Origin of the sequence: Collinsella sp. wc0583 (assembly GCF_046116915.1) — a bacterium.
In the GTDB taxonomy this organism is placed as follows: domain Bacteria; phylum Actinomycetota; class Coriobacteriia; order Coriobacteriales; family Coriobacteriaceae; genus Collinsella.
Genome location: NZ_JBJXBN010000005.1, coordinates 96,553 through 115,421, shown reverse-complemented (window position 1 = coordinate 115,421; position 18,869 = coordinate 96,553). Strand labels below are relative to the sequence as shown.

Here is an 18,869-nt window from a genome sequence, read left to right as displayed (position 1 = left end):
CAACTCAGCCGTTACGTGAAAGGGGCCTCCATGGACCTTGCCGATATTCGCCAGGTCATCGATGGCATCGACACCACCCTGCTCAACAGCTTTGTCGAGCGTATGGACATTGCCACCGAAGTCGCCAAATCCAAGATCGAGATGGGCAAGGCCGTCTTTGACCCCGCCCGCGAACGCTCCAAGCTCAACAATCTCGCCAGCCGCGCACCCGAGCGCTATGAGGCCCAGACCATCACTCTGTTCCGCCTCCTCATGAGCATGAGCAAGGCCGAGCAGCAGCGCTACATCAACGAGCTCAAGGGCATCACGGTGTCGCAAAAGGCCCGCGCCACGGCCGCAGCCTTTGACACGCCCTTCCCCCAGACGGCCACTGTCGCCTGCCAAGGCGTCGAAGGGGCCTACAGCCAGATCGCCGCGTGCAAGCTCTTCGACGTGCCGGATATTGCGTTCTTTGAGACCTTCGAGGGCGTCATGCGCGCCGTGCGCGACGGCTTTTGCGAGTTTGGCGTGCTGCCCATCGAAAACTCCACTGCCGGCTCGGTCAACGCCGTCTACGACCTGCTCGCACAGTTCGACTTCCATATCGTGCGCTCGCTTCGTCTCAAGATCGATCACAACCTGCTCGTCAAACCCGGCACCAAACTCGCCGACGTGTGCGAGGTCTACAGCCACGGCCAGGCCATCGCCCAGTGCGCCGGCTTTATCGAGGCCCACGGTCTGCACGCCACCAAGTACCCCAATACCGCCATGTCGGCCGAGATGGTCGCCAACTCCGAACGCACCGACGTCGCCGCCATCGCCTCGCGCAGCTGTGCGGCGCTCTACGGCTTGGAGGTGCTGGAGCCCAACATCCAGGACTCGGACAACAACTACACGCGCTTTGTCGTCATCAGCCGCGAGCCGCGCGTCTACCCCGGCGCCAACCGTACCTCGCTTATGATCACCACGGCCAACGAGCCGGGCGCCCTCTATCGCGTACTCGAGCGTTTCTATGCACTCAACATCAACCTCATCAAGCTCGAGAGCCGCCCCATCCCCGGGCACGACTTTGAGTTTATGTTCTACTTTGACCTGGACTGCCCCTTTGGCAGCAAGGCCCTCGATGACTTGCTCGATTCCATCGACGACGTGTGCGAGAGCTTCACCTACTTTGGCAGCTACACGGAGGTGCTCTAGATGACCGATACCGCCGCAACCCGTCCCTACGGCGTGCTGGGCCGCGTGCTGGGCCACAGCTACACCCCGACCATCTACAAGGAACTCGCTGGGCTTGAGTACGTGCGATTTGAGCGCGAGCCCGAGGACCTCCAGGCCTTTATGACCGGCGACGAATGGGAGGGCACCAACGTGACCATCCCCTACAAGCGTGCCGTCATGGAATACCTGGACGAGCTGAGCCCCCTGGCCGAGCGCATGGGAAACGTCAACACCATCACGCGCCTGTCCGACGGCCGCCTGCGCGGCGACAACACCGACTACTTTGGTTTTCGGTGCCTGGTCGAGGAGCTGGGCGTAGAGGTTGCCGGTAAGAAGGCCCTCGTGCTCGGCGCCACCGGCGGTGCCGGCACTACAGCGAGCATGGTACTCGGCGACTTAGGCGCCGTCGTGGTGCCCGTGGGCCGCACGAGCGACGTCAACTACGGTAACATCGCGCAGCAATCCGATGCCGCGCTGCTCGTCAACTGCACGCCTGCCGGCATGTTCCCCCACTGCCCCGACGCCCCCTGCATGCTCGAGGGACTTGACGCGCTCGAGGGCGTCATCGACATTGTCTACAATCCCGCCCGCACGGGCTTGATGCTCGAGGCCGAGCGCCGCGGCATCCCCTGCATCGGCGGCCTGCTTATGCTTGTGGCACAGGCGGCACAGGCTGTCGAGCGCTACACCGGCCAGATTACCCCGCGCGAGCGCATCCTGGACGTAACGGAACGACTTTCCCGCCGCGAGCAGAACATCGCGCTGATTGGCATGCCGGGTTCTGGCAAGACCCGCGTGGGCGAGCAGATCGCCCTGCTCACGGGTCGCGAACACATCGACCTGGATCGCGCGCTTGAGGAGCGTCTAGGCATGCCCTGCGCCGACTATATCGTCGAGCGCGGCGAGGTGGCCTTCCGCGAGCAGGAGACGGCGGCGCTGGCCGACATCTCCAAGCGCAGCGGCCTGGTGCTTTCCACGGGTGGCGGCGTGGTCACGCGCGACGAGAACTACCCGCTGCTACACCAGAACAGCCAGATCGTAATGCTCAACCGTAAGCTTGACGAACTCGCCCACAAGGGACGCCCCATCACTGCCCGCGATGGCATCGAAAAGCTCGCCGAGCAGCGCATGCCGCGCTACCGCGCCTGGGCCGACCACACCATCGACTCGCGCGACTGCGCCGCCAACACCGCCCGCGCCGCCCTCGACACCCTCCCACCCGCTCTCTAACAAAAACCACCACAAAGGGGGCAGGCACCTTTGTGGTGGTTTTTCAACTGCAAAGGAAGCAACCATGAAAGCACTCGTCATTAACGGCCCCAACCTCAACATGCTCGGCATTCGCGAGCCAGGCATCTACGGCAGCGACAACTACGATCGCTTAGTGCAGATCTGCCAGGAAGCGGGTGCCGCACAGGGCTTCGACGAGGTCGAGGTCTTCCAGTCTAACCACGAGGGCAGCATCGTCGACAAGATCCAGGAGGCTTACGGAAAGGTCGACGGCATCGTCATCAACCCGGCCGCCTACACGCACACAAGCGTGGCCATCCTGGACGCGCTCAAAGCCGTCGCCATCCCGGCTGTGGAGGTCCACATTAGCGCAGTCGAGACCCGCGAAGACTTCCGCCAGGTGAGCTACGCCCGTCTGGCCTGCTTCGCCACCATCACCGGAGAGGGCCTCCAAGGCTACGCCCACGCGTTGGAGCTGCTGAAAGAGCATCTCGAAAAGTAAAATGCCAACCCCAACAAACAGCAGCGGCTTGCTCGCGCTCGGCTCCAGCAGCACACAAGATGAAAAAAGCCCAGACCACCAAGCGGTCTGGGCTTAATAAACGATGGTGCTCCATGGCGGATTCGAACCGTCGACCTTGGGATTAGAAGTCCCCTGCTCTATCCAACTGAGCTAATGGAGCAAATAGCCGCACGCCCAAGCAAGCGCAAGCCTGTCAGGCGCAAGTAATTATAACCTAGTTGAACTGCTCGCGATACGCCTTGCAGACCTCATCAACCGGGCCGTCCATGCGAAGGTCACCCTTCTCAATCCAAACGGCACGCTGGCAGATGCGCTCAACCTGCTCCATAGAGTGCGAAACGAACAGAACCGTCACGTCGCCGCTCTGGATAAAGTGCTGGATACGGTCCTCGCACTTCTGCTGGAAGAACACATCACCGACGGACAACGTCTCGTCAACGATCAGAATATCGGGCTCGGTAATCGTCGCGATTGCAAAGGCGATACGCGCCACCATGCCCGAGGAGAAGTTCTTAAGCGGCATATCGACAAAGTTCTGCAGCTCAGCGAATTCGATAATGCCGTCAAAGTTGGCATCGATGAACTCCTTGGTATAGCCGAGCAGGGCGCCGTTCAGATAGATGTTCTCGCGGGCGGTCAGCTCGGGGTCAAAACCAGCACCAAGCTCAATCAGCGGCGCGATGTTACCGTGCACCTTAACGCTGCCCTCGCTTGGCTCAAGCACGCCAGCGATAATCTTGAGCATCGTAGACTTGCCGGAGCCATTGGTGCCGACCAGACCCACGACCTCGCCACGATGAATATCAAACGAGATATGCTTAAGCGCCCTAAACTCCTCAAAGAACAACTCATGCTTGGCAAGCTTAATGAAGTACTCCTTGAGGTTGGTCAGCGACTCGGACGCCATGTTAAAGATCATGGTGACGTCGTCGACCTCGACAGCCAGAGGCTGCTCGCTGTAATCAACAACAGATTCAGTCATCACAGCACTCCTTAGATGTAGAGGATGAACTTGCGCTCGGACTTATGGAACACGGTATAGCCAATAATAAGCGCAAGAACCGCCCAGGCAACGCACATACCAAACGTCATAAGCGAGGGCGTAGTCTGGAACAGGAAGATATCGCGCATAAACTGCAGGTAGTTGAACATGGGGTTCGCATACATCAAGATACGCACGAGATGCGGCATTTGCGCAATATAGTCAGTCGTCCAGAAGATGGGCGTAATGTAAGTCCACGCCGTAATGACGACGCTCCACAGATGCATAACGTCGCGGAAGAAGACCGTAAGGGCAGAGAGCATCATGCCCAGGCCCATGCAGAAGCACATAAGCAGCAGCAGGCAAACCGGCAACAGAATCAGTTGCCAAGAAGGCATAACGCGGAACCACAGCATGACGATGGCGACGGCGACCAGCGAGAAGGCAAAGTTGACCAGCGAGAAGAGCACCTTCTGCACCGGGAAGACCCAGCGGTGCACCTTAACCTTCTTGAGCAGAGGGGCAGCGCCCACGATCGACGTCAGGGCCTGGTTCGTAGACTCGGACATGACGGCAAAGGTAATGTTACCCACGATCAAGTACAGCGGGTACATCTCGGGCGTCATTGAGCCATTGCGACCCTGGCCAAAAATCGTCGAGAACACGATGGCCATGACGATCATCATCAGCAGCGGGTTGAGCACCGACCATGCGACGCCCAGAACGCTACGGCGATACTTGATCTTAAAATCCTTGGTAACCAGCTGACGAAGGATAAACGCGTCCTTCTCAAATTCGTTCTTAGCAAACGTCGCAGGCAGACTGCGAGTTTCTTGTTGCTTTGTCTGATCCGACACGGATGCAACTCCTTTACTCGTAATCGTTGACAAACGAACAGTATAGACCCGACGGCCATGCAAACGATTCGCGCAACAAAACTGGAGAACTAACCCACATCTTAGGATGCCAAGCCCAAACGGCTATACTTTCAAGGATTGAACGTATAAGGAGCATTGAGTGAATTCTGAATCCATCGCCGTCATCATCCCCTGCTACAACGAAGCGCCCACGATCGGCAAAGTCATCGACGACTTTCACCGCGAGCTTCCGCAAGCGACGGTCTATGTCTATGACAACAACTCGTCGGACGATACCTCACGCATCGCCACCGAGCACGGCGCCACGGTCCGCTTTGAGCCCCGTCAGGGAAAGGGCAACGTATGCCGCCAGATGTTTCGCGACATCGACGCCGATTGCTACCTGATGGTCGACGGCGACGACACCTACCCCGCCGAGGCGGCCAAGGCCCTCTGCGAGCCCATCCTTAACGGTACGGCCGACATGACCGTAGGCGATCGCCTTTCAAACGGCACCTACGCCGAGGAAAACAAGCGCGCCTTCCACGGCTTTGGCAACAATCTGGTCCGCGCCATGATCAAGTGGATCTATGGCTACAGCTTCGATGACGTCATGACCGGCTACCGCGCCATGAGCCGCCCGTTCGTTAAAACCTTCCCAGTGCTTTCCGAGGGCTTTCAGATCGAAACCGAGCTCTCGATCCACGCCGTCGACCACCGCTGGCGCATCAAAGATGTGCCCATCGAGTACCGCGACCGTCCCGAGGGTTCCGAGTCCAAACTCAACACCGTGAGCGACGGCATTAAAGTCGTTGCGATGATCGGCACGCTGTTCAAGGACTACCGCCCGCTGAAGTTCTTCAGCCTCGTAGCGCTTCTGTTCGCGGTATTCGGCCTCGCCCTGGGCATGCCCATCGTTGTCGAATATTTCCAGACCGGCCTCGTCCCGCGCTTCCCCACCGCTATGCTCGCCGCCTCGTTTATGTTCCTGTGCGGCCTGAGCCTTGCGACCGGCTTCATCCTAGATTCTGTAGCAAAGGTCGAAAAAAAGCAGTGGGAGGTAAACGTGTACAGCAAATACGCCTACGATGACCAGCCCGGCCGCCCTACTTCCAAGCCAAGCGAGAGGTAAACCACCATGCCGCTCATCTCCATCGTCGTGCCGTGCTACAACGAGCAGGAATCACTTCCAATCTTTCTCAAAGAGCTCGATGGCGTCGTTCGCATCATGACTCAGCAGTACCCCGAGATCTCCTTTGAAGCCGTCCTCATCGACGATGGTTCGGCAGACAAAACGCTTGCCGTCATGAAAGCAGAAGCCGCGGCGGCGCATCCATACGTCATCCACTGGCACTCTTTCTCGCGGAACTTTGGCAAGGAGGCGGCACTACTCGCAGGACTCCAGCACGCAAAGGGCAACTATGTCGCCACCATGGATGCCGACATGCAGGACCCGCCCTCGCTCCTGCCGAAGATGTACGAAATCTTGCAGACCGAAAACTACGATAACGTCGCCACACGCAGGACCACCCGCGAAGGCGAGCCTCCCATCAGGTCGTTCTGCGCCCGTATGTTCTACAAGATCATCAACCGCATTTCCAAGGCCGACATCGTCGACGGAGCACGCGATTTTAGGCTCATGAAGCGACCTATGGTCAACGCCATCATCTCCATGGGCGAATACAACCGATTCTCCAAGGGCATTTACGGCTGGGTCGGCTTCAAGACCAAATGGCTCCCCTACGTAAACGTCAACCGCGTGGCCGGCGAGACCAAATGGAGCTTTTGGTCGCTGCTCCTCTATTCCATCGACGGCATCGTCGCATTTTCCACGGCGCCGCTCTCCCTCGCCGCCCTCACGGGTATCGTTTTCTGTCTCATCGCTATCCTGGGATTCATCGTCATCCTGGTCAAAACGCTTGTTTGGGGTGACCCCGTCGGCGGATGGCCGTCCCTCGCCTGCCTCATAACGCTGTTTGGCGGCATGCAGCTTCTGTGCTTAGGAATCATCGGTGAATACTTGGCAAAAGCCTACTTGGAGACCAAGCGCCGCCCCATCTATATCATTCGAGAATCCAACGAGGAATCTGATGACACAGCCCAATAACAGCACGCTCAAGAATGTGGCGTTCTACGCCGCCTGCTTCGCGTTTTCCGTCGCACTCTTTGTCGCACTTGCAGCGGCGGACCATGTCTACCCCTTTGGCGGCAACTCGTTTCTCACCAACGATCTCAAATACCAATACATCGACTTCTTCGCGTGGTTTCGCCGCGTCCTTTTAGGCGAGGCAAACCTTCGCTATTCCTTCTCGCAGGGACTCGGCATGAACACATGGGGGCTCTATAGCTACTACCTCGCCAGCCCCTTCAACCTGCTCTGCGTGCTGTTTCCCGCAGACAAGCTGACGCTCTTCGTATTTGCCATAACCGCGCTCAAGCTTGGCTGCATTCACATCAGCAGCGCTTGGTTCCTGCAAAGGCGTTTTGGTCTACCCAAGCCCGCAGCATTCCTACTTTCCCTATCATTTACGTTTTGCAGTTGGACCATAAGTAATTTGTGTAATCCGCTCTGGATTGATTGTCTTATCCTACTGCCCATCTGCGCTTTCGGATGCTACGAGCTCATTCGGGAACAAAAAATGATACGCCTCGTTATTGCGATTGCCCTCAATGTCATGTTCTGTTGGTATACGGCCTATATCAGCATCCTATTCCTCTGCATCTTCGTATTGGTTGAGTTTGTCGATTACGTCGCTGCAGAAGGATTTAGCTGGATGCTCACGCTCGACCGGGCCCTACGATTTGCAGGGGCTATGATGCTTGGGCTGCTCCTGTCCGCCTGGACCTTTTTGCCGACCATCCTTGCCATGGCAAAAGGCGGCCCCGTGCTGGCACTTGGCCCTTTGCTTAAAACAGGCCTTAAATCGCTCATCAGGGGCTTCATCCCCGGCATGTGGGTGAATAACGGGAACACGCCGCAGTTCTATTGCGGCGTAATCATGATGTTACTTGCAATAAGCCTACTGTTTAACCGCAAGGTTTCGGCCAAGATACGCATCGCAACGTTCGTCGTCACAGCCGTCCTGATCGCTAGCTCCGTTTTGAGCCCGCTCGAGTACATCTGGTGCGGCATGCGCGTTCCCAACGGGTTCTATTCGCGCACAGCCTTTTTGCTGGGCTTCTTTACGATGTGGGCCGCAGGCTATTCGTTGCAGGTGTTCGAGGGCCAGCCCAAATTTCGTCATGTCTATCGACCCGCCGTCGTATTACCAATCCTGACAATCACCGCAATTGAGTTGTTTATCAACGCCCATGTGATGTGGAACCAACTGTACGCAGGCTATTCCGAAGATGCCAACTGTACCTATGTGACCACCGCAACCAACACGATCACAGCCATTCAAGACCAAGATTCTGCGTCATTCTACCGCATCGATCGAACGACCACGCGCGCCGATAGCGCCGCCCTCAACGAGGGCTTAGCGCTTGGGTACAACCAGCTGTCGTCCTACTCATCCGCAAATAACCCGCAGGCCATCGCACTGCTCAACTCCCTTGGATACAGCAGCGTCGGCGAATTCTCGACCCGTTATGCCGAGCCCATTCTCGCCGTCGATGCCCTACTGGGAGTCAAGTATGCTATTCCTGAAAACGCGCCCGCGGGATACGTTTTAGCCAAGACGAATCATGCCGACTCCACAAGCGCGGTGTACGAGAACCCCTATGCGCTCAGCATTGGCGTCGCGGCCTCAAGCGATATCCAAAACAGCACGCTAAAGATCGAGAACCCCTTCGAAAAGCAGAACGACCTCTACAGCAAAATCCTAGGCCGCGAGGTCGAGCTCTATACCAAGATCGAGGCCACGAGCACGGAGAATAGCGATGGCTTAAAGCAATGGAGCGTTACTGTACCGGCAAGCTCCATCGGGTATCTCTACATCAACAAAGATGCGACCGCCGGCAGTTATTGGCCCGTCACCCTTACCATCGACCAGCGAACGATCGAAAACGAAGCCTGGAGATTCGACAATAATATCCGCCAGATTGCGGATGCATCGGACACCCCGAGCCAGCATACGGTGTCAATCGGAGTCGCAGAGGGCTATACAGACATGCCCCAAGACAATGAGCCGGTCTTTTACGCCCTCAATCTGGACGTTTTCGAGCAGATTATTAACGAGCTTAAGACGAGCGAATTTGTTCCGACGGTTTTTGAGGACGGAAGAATCGAAGGCAAATATACCGCCAAGGATGACGGCAACCTGCTGCTGAGCGTTCCGTACGATGAGGGCTGGAACGTAACGGTAAACGGAACCGCCGCAGAACTAACGCCCGCCGCCGATAAGGGTTTGTCGTCCCTGAACATACAGAAAGGCGCAAATAGAATCGTGATGACCTACAAGACTCCGGGCGCCCTTGCGGGACTTGCAGTGAGTCTGGCGACCGCCGCCCTTGTTGCAGGACTATACGCCAGGCAAAAGAAAAGCCGCCGTTAACAAGCGGCGGCTTTTACTCTCGAAAAGTTAATAGCTGCTAGAGCGTCTTGAGGTACTCCCCCAGCTCTTCCTCCCAGTCGGGCATGTGGAAGCCGGCAGCCTCGAGCCTGGACAGGTCGAGCGCGGAGTGGACCGGGCGCGGGGCGACGGGACCGGCGGCGCTCGCGTAGTAGTCGGCGGTCGATACCGGCAAGACCTTGTCCCCGTTGCCGTTGGCGGCCTCGAAGACGGCACGGGCGATGTCGGCCCAGCTCTTCACGGCGCCGGAGCCGGTGCAATCGTAGGTGCCGTAGGGGGCCTTCGCGTCCAGCACATGGAAGATGGCCTGCGCCATGTCGCGCGTGAAGGTCAGGCGTCCCAGCTGGTCGTCCACGACGGTGACCTGCGCGAGCCCGTCCTCCGGGTCGGCGACGCGGTCGGACAGCCCCTTCATGGTCTTGACGAAGTTGCGGCCCTCGCCGATGACCCAGGAGCTGCGCATGATGTAGTGGCGCGGGCACCCCGCCACGGCGATGTCGCCGGCGGCCTTGGTCTGGCCGTAGACGGACAGCGGGCTGAGGGGCTCCTCCTCGTCATGCACCTCCGCGGTGCCGTCGAAGACGTAGTCGGAGGAGACGTGGACCAGGGTGATGCCGTGCCCGGCGCAGGTGCGTGCGAGAAGCGCCGGCCCGGTCGCGTTGGCCTTCCAGGCGGTCACGCGGCCCTCGGGGGTCTCCGCTTTATCCACGGCCGTGTAGGCGCCGCAGTTGATCACGGTGCCGTAGAGCGACCAGTCGTACTTGGAGTAGGCGTCCGGGTCTGACATGTCGAAGGTGTCGATGTCGCAGAAGTCGAAGTCCTTGGCGACGCCGCGCTCCTCCGCCAGCGCGCGGACCGCATGGCCCAGCTGGCCGTTGCAGCCGGTGACGAGGGTGCGCCTGGGAGCCATGGGGACGACGTCCTTCAGCATCGGATGGTTGAGGTCGGCCTCGGAGACGGTAGCCTGCTCGAGCGGGATCGGCCACTCGATGGCGAGCTCGGGGTCGGCGAGGTTCACGAAGGTGTAGGTCTTCTTCAGCTCGAGGGACCAGTGGGCGTCCACCAGGTAGGTGTAGGCGGTGCCGTCCTCGAGTGCCTGGAAGGAGTTGCCCACGCCGCGCGGGACGTAGATGGCCTTGGACGGGTCGAGCGTGCAGGTGTAGACCTTGCCGAAGGTCTCGCTGCCCTCGCGCAGGTCCACCCAGGCGCCGAAGACCGAGCCGCGGGCCACGGAGATGAACTTGTCCCAGGGCTCCGCGTGGATGCCGCGGGTGACGCCGCGGCTGTCGTTATAGGAGATGTTGTTCTGGACGACCCTGAGATCGGGGATGCCCAGGGCGGTCATCTTGGCGCGCTGCCAGTTCTCCTTGAACCAGCCGCGCGAGTCGCCGTGGACGGCCAGGTCGACGACCTTCAGGCCCCCGATGCCGGTCTCGGCGACGGAGAGGTCCTTCTCGAATGCGATATCTGCCATGTGGAAAAAGCTCCTATCGAAGAGGTTGGATAACCGGGGGCGCTTCGCCGGGGTGTGGCCTACTGGCCCTGTGCGCGGTAACGGGCCTCGGTGGCCTCCTTGGCCGGGCGCCACCAGGACTCGTTCTCGACGTACCAGTCGATGGTCTGCTTCAGGCCCCCGGCGAAGTCGGTGTGGGCCGGCCTCCAGCCCAGCTCGCGCTGGAGCTTCGTCGAGTCGATGGCGTAGCGGCGGTCGTGGCCGGGGCGGTCGGCGACCCAGTCGAAGTCCTCGGGGTCGCGGCCCATCGCCTCCAGGATCATGCGCAGCACGGTGATGTTGTTCTTCTCGCCATTTGCGCCGATGAGGTAGGTCTCCCCCATGCGGCCCTTCGTGAGGATGTCCCAGACGGCCGAGGAGTGGTCCTCGGTGTGGATCCAGTCGCGGACGTTCTCGCCCTTCCCGTAGAGCTTGGGGCGGACGCCGTCGATGATGTTCGTGATCTGCCTGGGGATGAACTTCTCCACGTGCTGGAAAGGGCCGTAATTGTTGGAGCAGTTGGAGATCGTGGCGCGAAGCCCGTAGGTGCGGGTCCACGCGCGTACGAGCATGTCGGAGGACGCCTTGGTGCTCGAGTACGGGCTGCTCGGGTGATACGGCGTCTCCTCGGTGAACTTCGCCGGGTCGTCGAGCGCCAGGTCGCCGTAGACCTCGTCGGTGGAGACGTGGTGGTAGCGGATGCCGTACTTGCGGACGGCCTCCAGCAGGCGGAAGGTGCCCTCCACGTTGGTGCGCAGGAACGGCTCGGGGTCGGCGATGGAGTTGTCGTTGTGGCTCTCTGCGGCGTAGTGCACGATGGCGTCGTGGCCCGGGACGATCCTGTCCAGCAGCTCGGCGTCGCAGATGTCGCCCACGACGAGCTCCACGCGGTCGGAGGGCAGGCCCGCGATGTTCTCGGGGTTGCCGGCGTAGGTCAGCTTGTCCAGGACGGTCACGTGCACCCCGGGGTGGTTGTTGACCACGTAGTGCACGAAGTTGCTGCCGATGAAGCCGCAGCCGCCCGTGACGATGATATTCTTGGGTTCAAAAATCTCAGACATGAAAATCCAATCTGAAGCATGTACAGCTTCTTTAGTATGCCGCAGGAAGTGACGACGCGACACTATTCAACAAAACTATCGGACATTTCGGCATGCGATAAGAGCCATAACCTTCGCAGAATTACCCCCCGTACAAAACGCCTCCGGAATGCAGTCTTTGTCGTAGTGAAAAACCGAATCCCCAGTTATTTCACGTAAGTACTTATAGAAGAAATCCTCCCAGCTTTTAAACTTCTCACTGTTTACAAAGGCTTCTGGGGTTTCCAAAACCGTCTTAACATCTAGCCCTGAAATTACGCCGGAGCTCAGCAGAAGCCATTCGAACGACTCGGGAAGACAAACCGTAACAGTATCGCGGTGAATGTCTTGCAGCTTAAGGACGCGGTCCGCATAGCACCCAAATGCCGCTCCGTCCGCAACAAGAAACACGCGATCGTCGAGATGCTGATCCAACCAGCGCAAAATCGCGCTGTTCGTCATGGCCGAAGTACAGGTAAGCTCACTGTCAGCGAAATGCCGTTCAAAGAACTGGAAACCAGACTTACTGTCCTCGCATAGAAGGATAGAAAAGTCCTGTTTTGGCGCCGACCGGGAAATAGCATAACGATGATTCCCGCGATCTTGATAAACAGGGATGAAAGAATGGTATTTTCCGCTCGTCTTAATCTTGTAAATCTCATCCACGCTATACGGAAGATTGGGGAAATCAGCCCTTGAGATCAGCACGAAATAATTCGAGGAATACAGCACATGATGGGCAAACTCATCAGAATGAATCTCTTTTAAGCCCTCATCGACAAATACAATCGAGTCATGAACGGACGAAAGCTGGTTTCGCCAATCATAATCGGTCAAAGCGACACAGGGACAATCACATTGCAAGGAAACACCCGACTGCTCGCCCGTTCGCATGTAGTCTGCGACCATGTCAAACAGTGTCGTCTTACCCGTGCCGCTATCGCCACGCACAATAGTGATGTTCCGCTTGATGGTAAATGTGTACTTAGTTCCCCTGCGGCGGGAAATCTTAACGAGATGCGAACCGTTCATAAGCAGTACCTACAGATACGGAATCGACTCGTGAATCAATTCGGCCATGTTGTGAACGATTCGGCCGCTATTCACGACTTTAATTTTAAAATCCTCGCGACCAAAGTCCATCACATGATAGAGATTCACAACGAGCTTGCGATCTTTCGCCATGTCGAGAATCCACTTGGCACAGTTGTCACCACAGGTAGAAGCGTTAAAAATTTGCTTACGATCAAATCTCATAAGCAGCAGCGTTTTCACGCCACCAGAAAGCTGGAGTGGGGAGATGGATCCAAGCACAGGGCTTTCGATGACGTTTTCGGAGACAACATCCGATCGATCGACATCTTTAATTATCGAGACTGCATAGGGATTCGTAATCCAAGAAGACCGGTAAGAGTTTTTGAAATATGTCGCTGTGTTGTAAATCGCTTCTGGCATATCGCCAAAGTAGACGCTTAACACATCCACTCCCAATCATATTGGCTATATGGTCACCGTAATCATAACGAAAGGGGCCACCAGATAACGGTGACCCCTAAAAGAAAACAAGAAGGCGCTAATACTCGCGCGGGCTGTTGACGATCTCGCCGGCGGCGACCTTCTTGAGATGCCGGCCGTAGACCGACTTGCCGTAGGCCTTCGCGGCCTCCTCCAGCTCGGCGGTCGTGATCCAGCCGTTCTCCCAGGCGATCTCCTCGGGCACCGAGACCGGCAGGTCCTGGGAGTGCTCGACGGCGCGGACGAACTCCGCCGCCTCGTGGAGCGACTCCATGGTGCCGGTGTCCAGCCACGCGTAGCCGCGGCCGAGGGTCACCACGGAGAGCGTCCCCTCCTCCAGATACATCTGGTTGAGCGTGGTGATCTCCAGCTCGCCGCGGGCCGAGGGCCTCACCTCGTGCGCCTTGGCGGCCACGTCGCCCGGGTAGAAGTACAGGCCGGTGACGGCGTAGCTCGACTTGGGCTCGGCGGGCTTCTCCTCGATGGAGACGGCCCTCCCCTCGCCGTCGAACTCCACGACGCCGAAGCGCTCGGGGTCGTCCACGTGGTAGCCGAAGACCGTGGCGCGACCCGACTCTGCGTTCTGGACGGCGCGCGTCAGGTGGCGCGACAGGCCGTTGCCGTAGAAGATGTTGTCGCCGAGCACGAGCGCGCACGGCTCGCCGTTAATGAACTCCTCGCCGATGGTGAAGGCCTGCGCCAGGCCGTCGGGGCTCGGCTGCTCGGCGTAGGAGAGGTTCACGCCGTAGCGCGAGCCGTCCCCGAGCAGGCGCTCGAAGTTGGGGAGGTCCGTCGGCGTGGAGATGACCAGGATGTCCCGGATGCCCGCCAGCATGAGGGTGCTAAGCGGGTAGTAGATCATGGGCTTGTCGTAGACCGGCAGCAGCTGCTTGGAGGTCACGAGCGTGAGCGGGTACAGGCGGGTGCCGGACCCGCCGGCGAGGATGATGCCCTTCATAATTGAAGAACCTTTCTAACAGAAATCAAACCGTTAGGTTAATTTTATTATTAATAATCCCACAATGCTAAATTCGCACAAGAACCTTGCCGACTACTAGGATTTTAAATCACGTTTAATTTGAGTGGTGGAAACTTCCGGCGTGCGTGGCAGGTAAACGACATCAACGCCCTCATCCTGCAGAAAGTCGAATTCGCCTTTCCAATCATCGCCCATAACAAACGTATCGATATGGTATTCACGCACGTCAGTCACTTTCTGGTCCCATGATTCTTCGGGAATCACAAGGTCAACGTAACGAATTGCTTCAAGAAGAGCTTTGCGTTTGTCAAAAGAGAAATAACACTTCTTTCTCTTCTGATTCCAATTGAAGTCATCGGTAGACAAAGCGACTATTAGATAGTCGCCATACTGCTTGGCCCTCCTTAATAAATTGATATGCCCGTAATGTAGTAAATCAAACGTTCCATATGTAATAACGCGCTTCACGTCAATGCCTACCAAACCTAAATACACGACTCAATGACCCCGAAAGAGAATGCACGGGCTCTTCTGAAAGAGAGCGTCCGCGCTCCATGAGACATGAAACATAGTCAGCTGAATCTCCAAGCTCGCATCTGTCGAAATTGACACACAGTTCGCCGGCCGAGCCATCAAAACCTGAGACCAGAATCTGGGGGTCAAGTCCGCAGAATACGATATTGGAGTGTGATTCAGAACCATTTAGCGCGTCCCAAATCAATGGCGTTCCGTTAAAAGAGAAGGAGACATCCTTTAGAAGAAATGAACCGTCATCGGCGGGGTCAAAGCGAACTTCGTTAACGCCAGAAGGGACATTAAAAGTCAGGCAGACATGAGACCCAAAACAGTTAGACGTATATTCGATAGACAGAACGTCTTCAGAATTGAAGCCCGAACCATAGTCTAAAAATAGCTCCGCTTTGGAACGTAGATTCATATACTGCCGCAAAGGGGAATTCGAGTCCGCAAAGCATGAACCGATTTCCTTGTCACAGTCACGCGAGTGGGTGCTGGCCACTCCGATCATCCTCTGAACAACACGCTCGGCAGCTTTTGCATCCCTATGAGAATGAATGACTGGCATGAACGACTCACGCAAAGAAGCAGCAGCGTCAACTCCATTAAAAAACGAACCAAGCGCACTCAATAAATCGGATTGCGACTTAACAAAAGCCCCGGGCATCATCCAGCGTGGATCATCGCTAATGAATCCTCTGTCCTTCTTGTATTCTTCGAAATCCGGACATGAAAAGACAATAGGCCTATTAAGAAGAAGATAGTCTACATACACTGACGAGTAGTCAGTTATCAATAAGTCGAATGCGTTAAGAACATGGTAAATGGTGAGCAACTTCGAACCCAAAGACAGACTATCGAGGAATAAAACCCTTTTGGGTAGCTCAAAAGAACCTTGGTTGAAGCTCGAATCATCGGCAAAGTGCATCTTCGCAATTACATAAGCATCATTCAGCTTCAGGAACTCATCAAGGCCAGCAGCGTCGTAATCCTCGTAATTAAAGATATTTTTATCGAATTGACCGCCTTCAGCCTTTAGACCCTTGCGCATCGTGGGCAGATACATAATCAATTTACTGCTGCCGAAATCAACCCCCAAAGCGCCTTCCAGGAGTTTTCTGCCATCAGTTGTAAAAAGGTAATCATTTCTCGGGAAACCGGAATTCATTACCTTGCGAGGGTCCATAGAAAGCATACCGGCCATCATAAGCTGCGACATACGTGATGTAGTGGTCAGAAGATCACATTGGGTCGTAATGACCTTCAAATCTCTAAGCGCACTTGATTCAGACGCTGCATCTTCATCAAACCCGATGGTCTTAGGGCCAAAGCCATGCCATGCCGAAACATGAATCTGCCCCGGATGCTTATTGTACGCAAACATAAAGCTGGACGTAACCAAATAATGAGCACATTGCTCCATAGCAATAGCGCGGTCTGAATTCTCAATATCACAGTCAACGCCAGCAGCCCTCATGGGCCCTAGCATAGCCGGATCCTTAACAACCCAAAAAGTCTTGAAATCAGTCTTATCGACGATGTAATCATACAAGGCACGAGAATTGTCAGCGAAATCTGGATTCGATTCAAAGAGAACAAGGTTTTGATCAATCATGACAATCCAAACGTCATCGAGTACTCATCGGACTGTGATAAGGGTCACCGTTGACATAATACTCCGCCCAAGCAGTGCGTAATTTGCCCTGCTCACGCATAAATCGGACTTTCTTTTCACCAGTCTCATAGCCACGGCTGAAGGACTCATAATGATACAAGAGGGCATCAGCATCGAAAACAACAAGCTTGTCGAGCGAGCGAACTCTCAGGCAAAAATCAACGTCATTAAAAGCAACCTCAAAGTCCTCGTTAAACCCATTTAGCTCTTCAAATACAGAACGCTTTGTCATCATGCATGCAGCGGTAACAGCACTTAAATCTTGTGAAATAACAGCGCGACGCATGTAGCCTGGATCATTGCGGTCAAGATTATTGAACACGTGAATGGGTCCGCCCATTTCGCCTTCATTGTTGCAGTAAATCATCATAACGCCCGCATGCTGCACCGTATCATCCGGGTAGAGCAGTTTTGCACCGACGGCTCCAACGTCCTCACGCTGACAGAAAGAGAGCATTGAAGATAGCCAACCGCCCTCAATAACCTCAGTGTCATTATTCAAGAACAGCAGGTATTTGCCAGACGTTAGCCCAACACCATAGTTATTGATAGCGGAATAGTTAAACGGACCATTCCACGTAACAATACGAACGTTCTCATATTGCTCGGAAACAGTGCGGTAATACTCAAATGTCACATCTTCTGTACTGTTATTCTCAATAACCAGAATCTCGAAGTTGCGATAATCCGTTTTTTCCTCAATAGAGTCGATGCAACGGCGCAGAACCTCAACGCTATCTTTATTTGGAATAACGATACTGACCAAAGCCTCTTCATTAAGAGCATAGGAAATGTGATAGAAACAGGCGGAATCAGTTAACTCCGCAGCACCATTCAATCCGCAGCGATCCAAATGCCCTTGCAATGCCTTTCTACCAGCTTCGTCGGCATAGTTCTTATTTCCCGCGCTCTTCGCAGTTGACGTATCGCTAATTCTCCAATGATAGAGAACCTCACGAACATGATAGATACTCTGAGTTCTCTCTACCAAACGCAGCAGAAAATCATAGTCTTGAGCTCCATCGAACTCTTTCCGTAACATCAGCTCATTAGCGAACGGGGCGCGAACGCAAAGCAGATGGGTTATATAGTTATGAACGCGAAGTAAATCTAGATTGAAATCAGACTTGAAATGAGGGGATACATACTCACCGGCCTCATTCAAGAAGTCCTCGTCGCAATACAGTGCATCAGTATCAGGACAGTCCTGAATTCGCTCTGCGTATCTATATAGAGCAAACGGATCGAGCGTATCGTCGTGATCGAAAAACACGACATAGTCACCAACGGCGGCGGCGATACCAGCGTTAGTATTCTCAGCAATCCCCTTGTTCTCTTCAAGCGTAATAACTTTAATTCTAGAATCAGTTAAGCCGCCCAGCTCTTTCTGCAATTCCATGCATTCGGGACTGGCGTTAACGAGAATGAGCTCCCAATTTTGATATACCTGAGAGACGACCGAATTAATCATATCCCTAAAATATGATACAGGGGTTTTATATAGTGGAACGACAATGCTAAATAAAGAGTCCTGATTAATTTCAGAATTCGAAACTAGTTCTGCAGCATTAATTGAACGAGATCGCATTCTAAAGAAATCATGATATGCAGCAGGAGAAGACGCTTTATAAAAAAGAGGCGAATTAACCTCAAGCATATAAGATAGTGCAGCTGGATCAAAATTAAGAAAACCTTCTGCATTTTTTTCGCTATCCGCAGCAACAAGACAGTAGGTCTTTCCATCTTTCGGAAGCCTAATAGAAAAAGAACGCTCAATCCTGCTAAATCCACAATAATCAACAGGCGTAGGTCTTCCCAGCCAGATGTCGAAGTCGTTTAATTTACTAGCCTGTCCGTCAATCAAATAAATGTCATCAACATTAAAATCTGACGGGAAACAGACGACGCCTTTCAAAATTATTGCCTCATCGCTCGCAACTTCAACGGCAACATCGCAACGGACATGAATCTGACCAAAATAAGTGTCGTTTTCAATGTCCCTGAACTGCTTGGCGATCGCAGAATTGAATTTATAGTTAAACCGTGATTGCCACTTAATTACTGAGTTAGAAATTTCAAATCTCGGATTCTTATTGTCAGCAAATAGAAAAACAATCTTTTCACACTGAAGTAGCGGTAAAACAAAAACAATTGTTCCATATTCAGAATTCCAGAAACTGGAATAAGGAATTGAATTTCCGCATTCCGTCTCAACAGCCAGCGGAATGAGCTTGTCACCGTTAGCCTTAAAAGGAAGATAGACAGCACCAAAACCCCTGCAAATACCTTTGGAGAATAATTTCATAGTTT

16 protein-coding genes and 1 tRNA gene are annotated in these 18,869 nt (G+C 55.0%); 6 read left to right on the top strand and 11 right to left on the bottom strand.

Annotated elements, in window-relative coordinates:
* Positions 1-30 precede the first annotated feature (30 nt).
* The 3 genes from pheA to aroQ all read left to right on the top strand — a co-directional run bounded on the left by pheA (position 31) and on the right by aroQ (position 2,929).
* Positions 31-1,176 carry a prephenate dehydratase gene (gene pheA, locus ACKUUJ_RS05690; RefSeq protein ID WP_409064953.1) on the top strand — a complete coding sequence of 382 codons (1,146 nt, stop codon included), beginning with the start codon at positions 31-33 and terminating at the stop codon, positions 1,174-1,176.
* Entirely contained in the window at positions 1,177-2,427 is a 1,251-nt protein-coding gene (locus ACKUUJ_RS05685) for a shikimate kinase (protein ID WP_409064952.1), read from the top strand.
* Between the two features lie 64 nt (positions 2,428-2,491).
* Complete coding sequence (aroQ, locus tag ACKUUJ_RS05680; RefSeq protein WP_022094776.1) at positions 2,492-2,929, top strand: type II 3-dehydroquinate dehydratase; 438 nt, start codon at positions 2,492-2,494, stop codon at positions 2,927-2,929.
* Positions 2,930-3,033: 104 nt separating this feature from the next.
* Here the strand turns inward: aroQ and ACKUUJ_RS05675 are convergent.
* The 3 genes from ACKUUJ_RS05675 to ACKUUJ_RS05665 form a co-directional block, all read right to left on the bottom strand.
* Positions 3,034-3,110, bottom strand: a tRNA-Arg gene (locus tag ACKUUJ_RS05675).
* A 54-nt stretch (positions 3,111-3,164) separates the two neighbouring features.
* Positions 3,165-3,932, bottom strand: coding sequence for an ABC transporter ATP-binding protein (locus ACKUUJ_RS05670; RefSeq protein ID WP_022094777.1), 768 nt, complete (start codon positions 3,930-3,932; stop codon positions 3,165-3,167).
* A gap of 11 nt (positions 3,933-3,943) precedes the next feature.
* Positions 3,944-4,789: an ABC transporter permease gene (locus ACKUUJ_RS05665; RefSeq protein WP_409064951.1), complete on the bottom strand. Its 846-nt coding sequence runs from the start codon at positions 4,787-4,789 to the stop codon at positions 3,944-3,946.
* 160 nt (positions 4,790-4,949) lie between these two features.
* On the opposite strand from ACKUUJ_RS05665, the gene ACKUUJ_RS05660 reads away from it, so the two are divergent.
* The 3 genes from ACKUUJ_RS05660 to ACKUUJ_RS05650 are packed head-to-tail and all read left to right on the top strand — an operon-like array spanning position 4,950 to position 9,285.
* Positions 4,950-5,921, top strand: a complete 972-nt coding sequence (locus tag ACKUUJ_RS05660) for a glycosyltransferase family 2 protein (RefSeq protein WP_409064950.1) — start codon at positions 4,950-4,952, stop codon at positions 5,919-5,921.
* A gap of 6 nt (positions 5,922-5,927) precedes the next feature.
* Complete coding sequence (locus ACKUUJ_RS05655; RefSeq protein ID WP_409064949.1) at positions 5,928-6,896, top strand: glycosyltransferase family 2 protein; 969 nt, start codon at positions 5,928-5,930, stop codon at positions 6,894-6,896.
* Entirely contained in the window at positions 6,880-9,285 is a 2,406-nt protein-coding gene (locus tag ACKUUJ_RS05650) for a YfhO family protein (RefSeq protein WP_409064948.1), read from the top strand. Before ACKUUJ_RS05655 ends, ACKUUJ_RS05650 begins: the two co-directional genes overlap by 17 nt.
* A 37-nt stretch (positions 9,286-9,322) precedes the next feature.
* On the opposite strand, the gene ACKUUJ_RS05645 is transcribed toward ACKUUJ_RS05650, so the two are convergent.
* The 8 genes from ACKUUJ_RS05645 to ACKUUJ_RS05610 all read right to left on the bottom strand — a co-directional run bounded on the left by ACKUUJ_RS05645 (position 9,323) and on the right by ACKUUJ_RS05610 (position 18,864).
* The gene (locus ACKUUJ_RS05645) at positions 9,323-10,777 is read right to left on the bottom strand and encodes a sugar nucleotide-binding protein (protein WP_409064947.1); all 1,455 of its coding nucleotides are present in this window, start codon (positions 10,775-10,777) and stop codon (positions 9,323-9,325) included.
* A 59-nt stretch (positions 10,778-10,836) separates the two neighbouring features.
* Positions 10,837-11,856 carry a dTDP-glucose 4,6-dehydratase gene (rfbB, locus tag ACKUUJ_RS05640; protein WP_409064946.1) on the bottom strand — a complete coding sequence of 340 codons (1,020 nt, stop codon included), beginning with the start codon at positions 11,854-11,856 and terminating at the stop codon, positions 10,837-10,839.
* Positions 11,857-11,931: 75 nt separating this feature from the next.
* Entirely contained in the window at positions 11,932-12,906 is a 975-nt protein-coding gene (locus ACKUUJ_RS05635) for a hypothetical protein (protein WP_409064945.1), read from the bottom strand.
* 9 nt (positions 12,907-12,915) lie between these two features.
* Complete coding sequence (locus tag ACKUUJ_RS05630; protein ID WP_117790449.1) at positions 12,916-13,353, bottom strand: DUF4869 domain-containing protein; 438 nt, start codon at positions 13,351-13,353, stop codon at positions 12,916-12,918.
* 94 nt (positions 13,354-13,447) lie between these two features.
* Positions 13,448-14,347: a glucose-1-phosphate thymidylyltransferase RfbA gene (rfbA, locus tag ACKUUJ_RS05625; RefSeq protein WP_409064944.1), complete on the bottom strand. Its 900-nt coding sequence runs from the start codon at positions 14,345-14,347 to the stop codon at positions 13,448-13,450.
* A gap of 96 nt (positions 14,348-14,443) precedes the next feature.
* Positions 14,444-14,836 carry a glycerol-3-phosphate cytidylyltransferase gene (gene tagD, locus ACKUUJ_RS05620; protein WP_409064943.1) on the bottom strand — a complete coding sequence of 131 codons (393 nt, stop codon included), beginning with the start codon at positions 14,834-14,836 and terminating at the stop codon, positions 14,444-14,446.
* 1 nt (position 14,837) lies between these two features.
* Positions 14,838-16,499, bottom strand: coding sequence for a CDP-glycerol glycerophosphotransferase family protein (locus ACKUUJ_RS05615; protein ID WP_409064942.1), 1,662 nt, complete (start codon positions 16,497-16,499; stop codon positions 14,838-14,840).
* Positions 16,500-16,512: 13 nt separating this feature from the next.
* Positions 16,513-18,864 carry a glycosyltransferase family 2 protein gene (locus ACKUUJ_RS05610; RefSeq protein WP_409064941.1) on the bottom strand — a complete coding sequence of 784 codons (2,352 nt, stop codon included), beginning with the start codon at positions 18,862-18,864 and terminating at the stop codon, positions 16,513-16,515.
* Between the last annotated feature and the right edge of the window lie 5 nt (positions 18,865-18,869).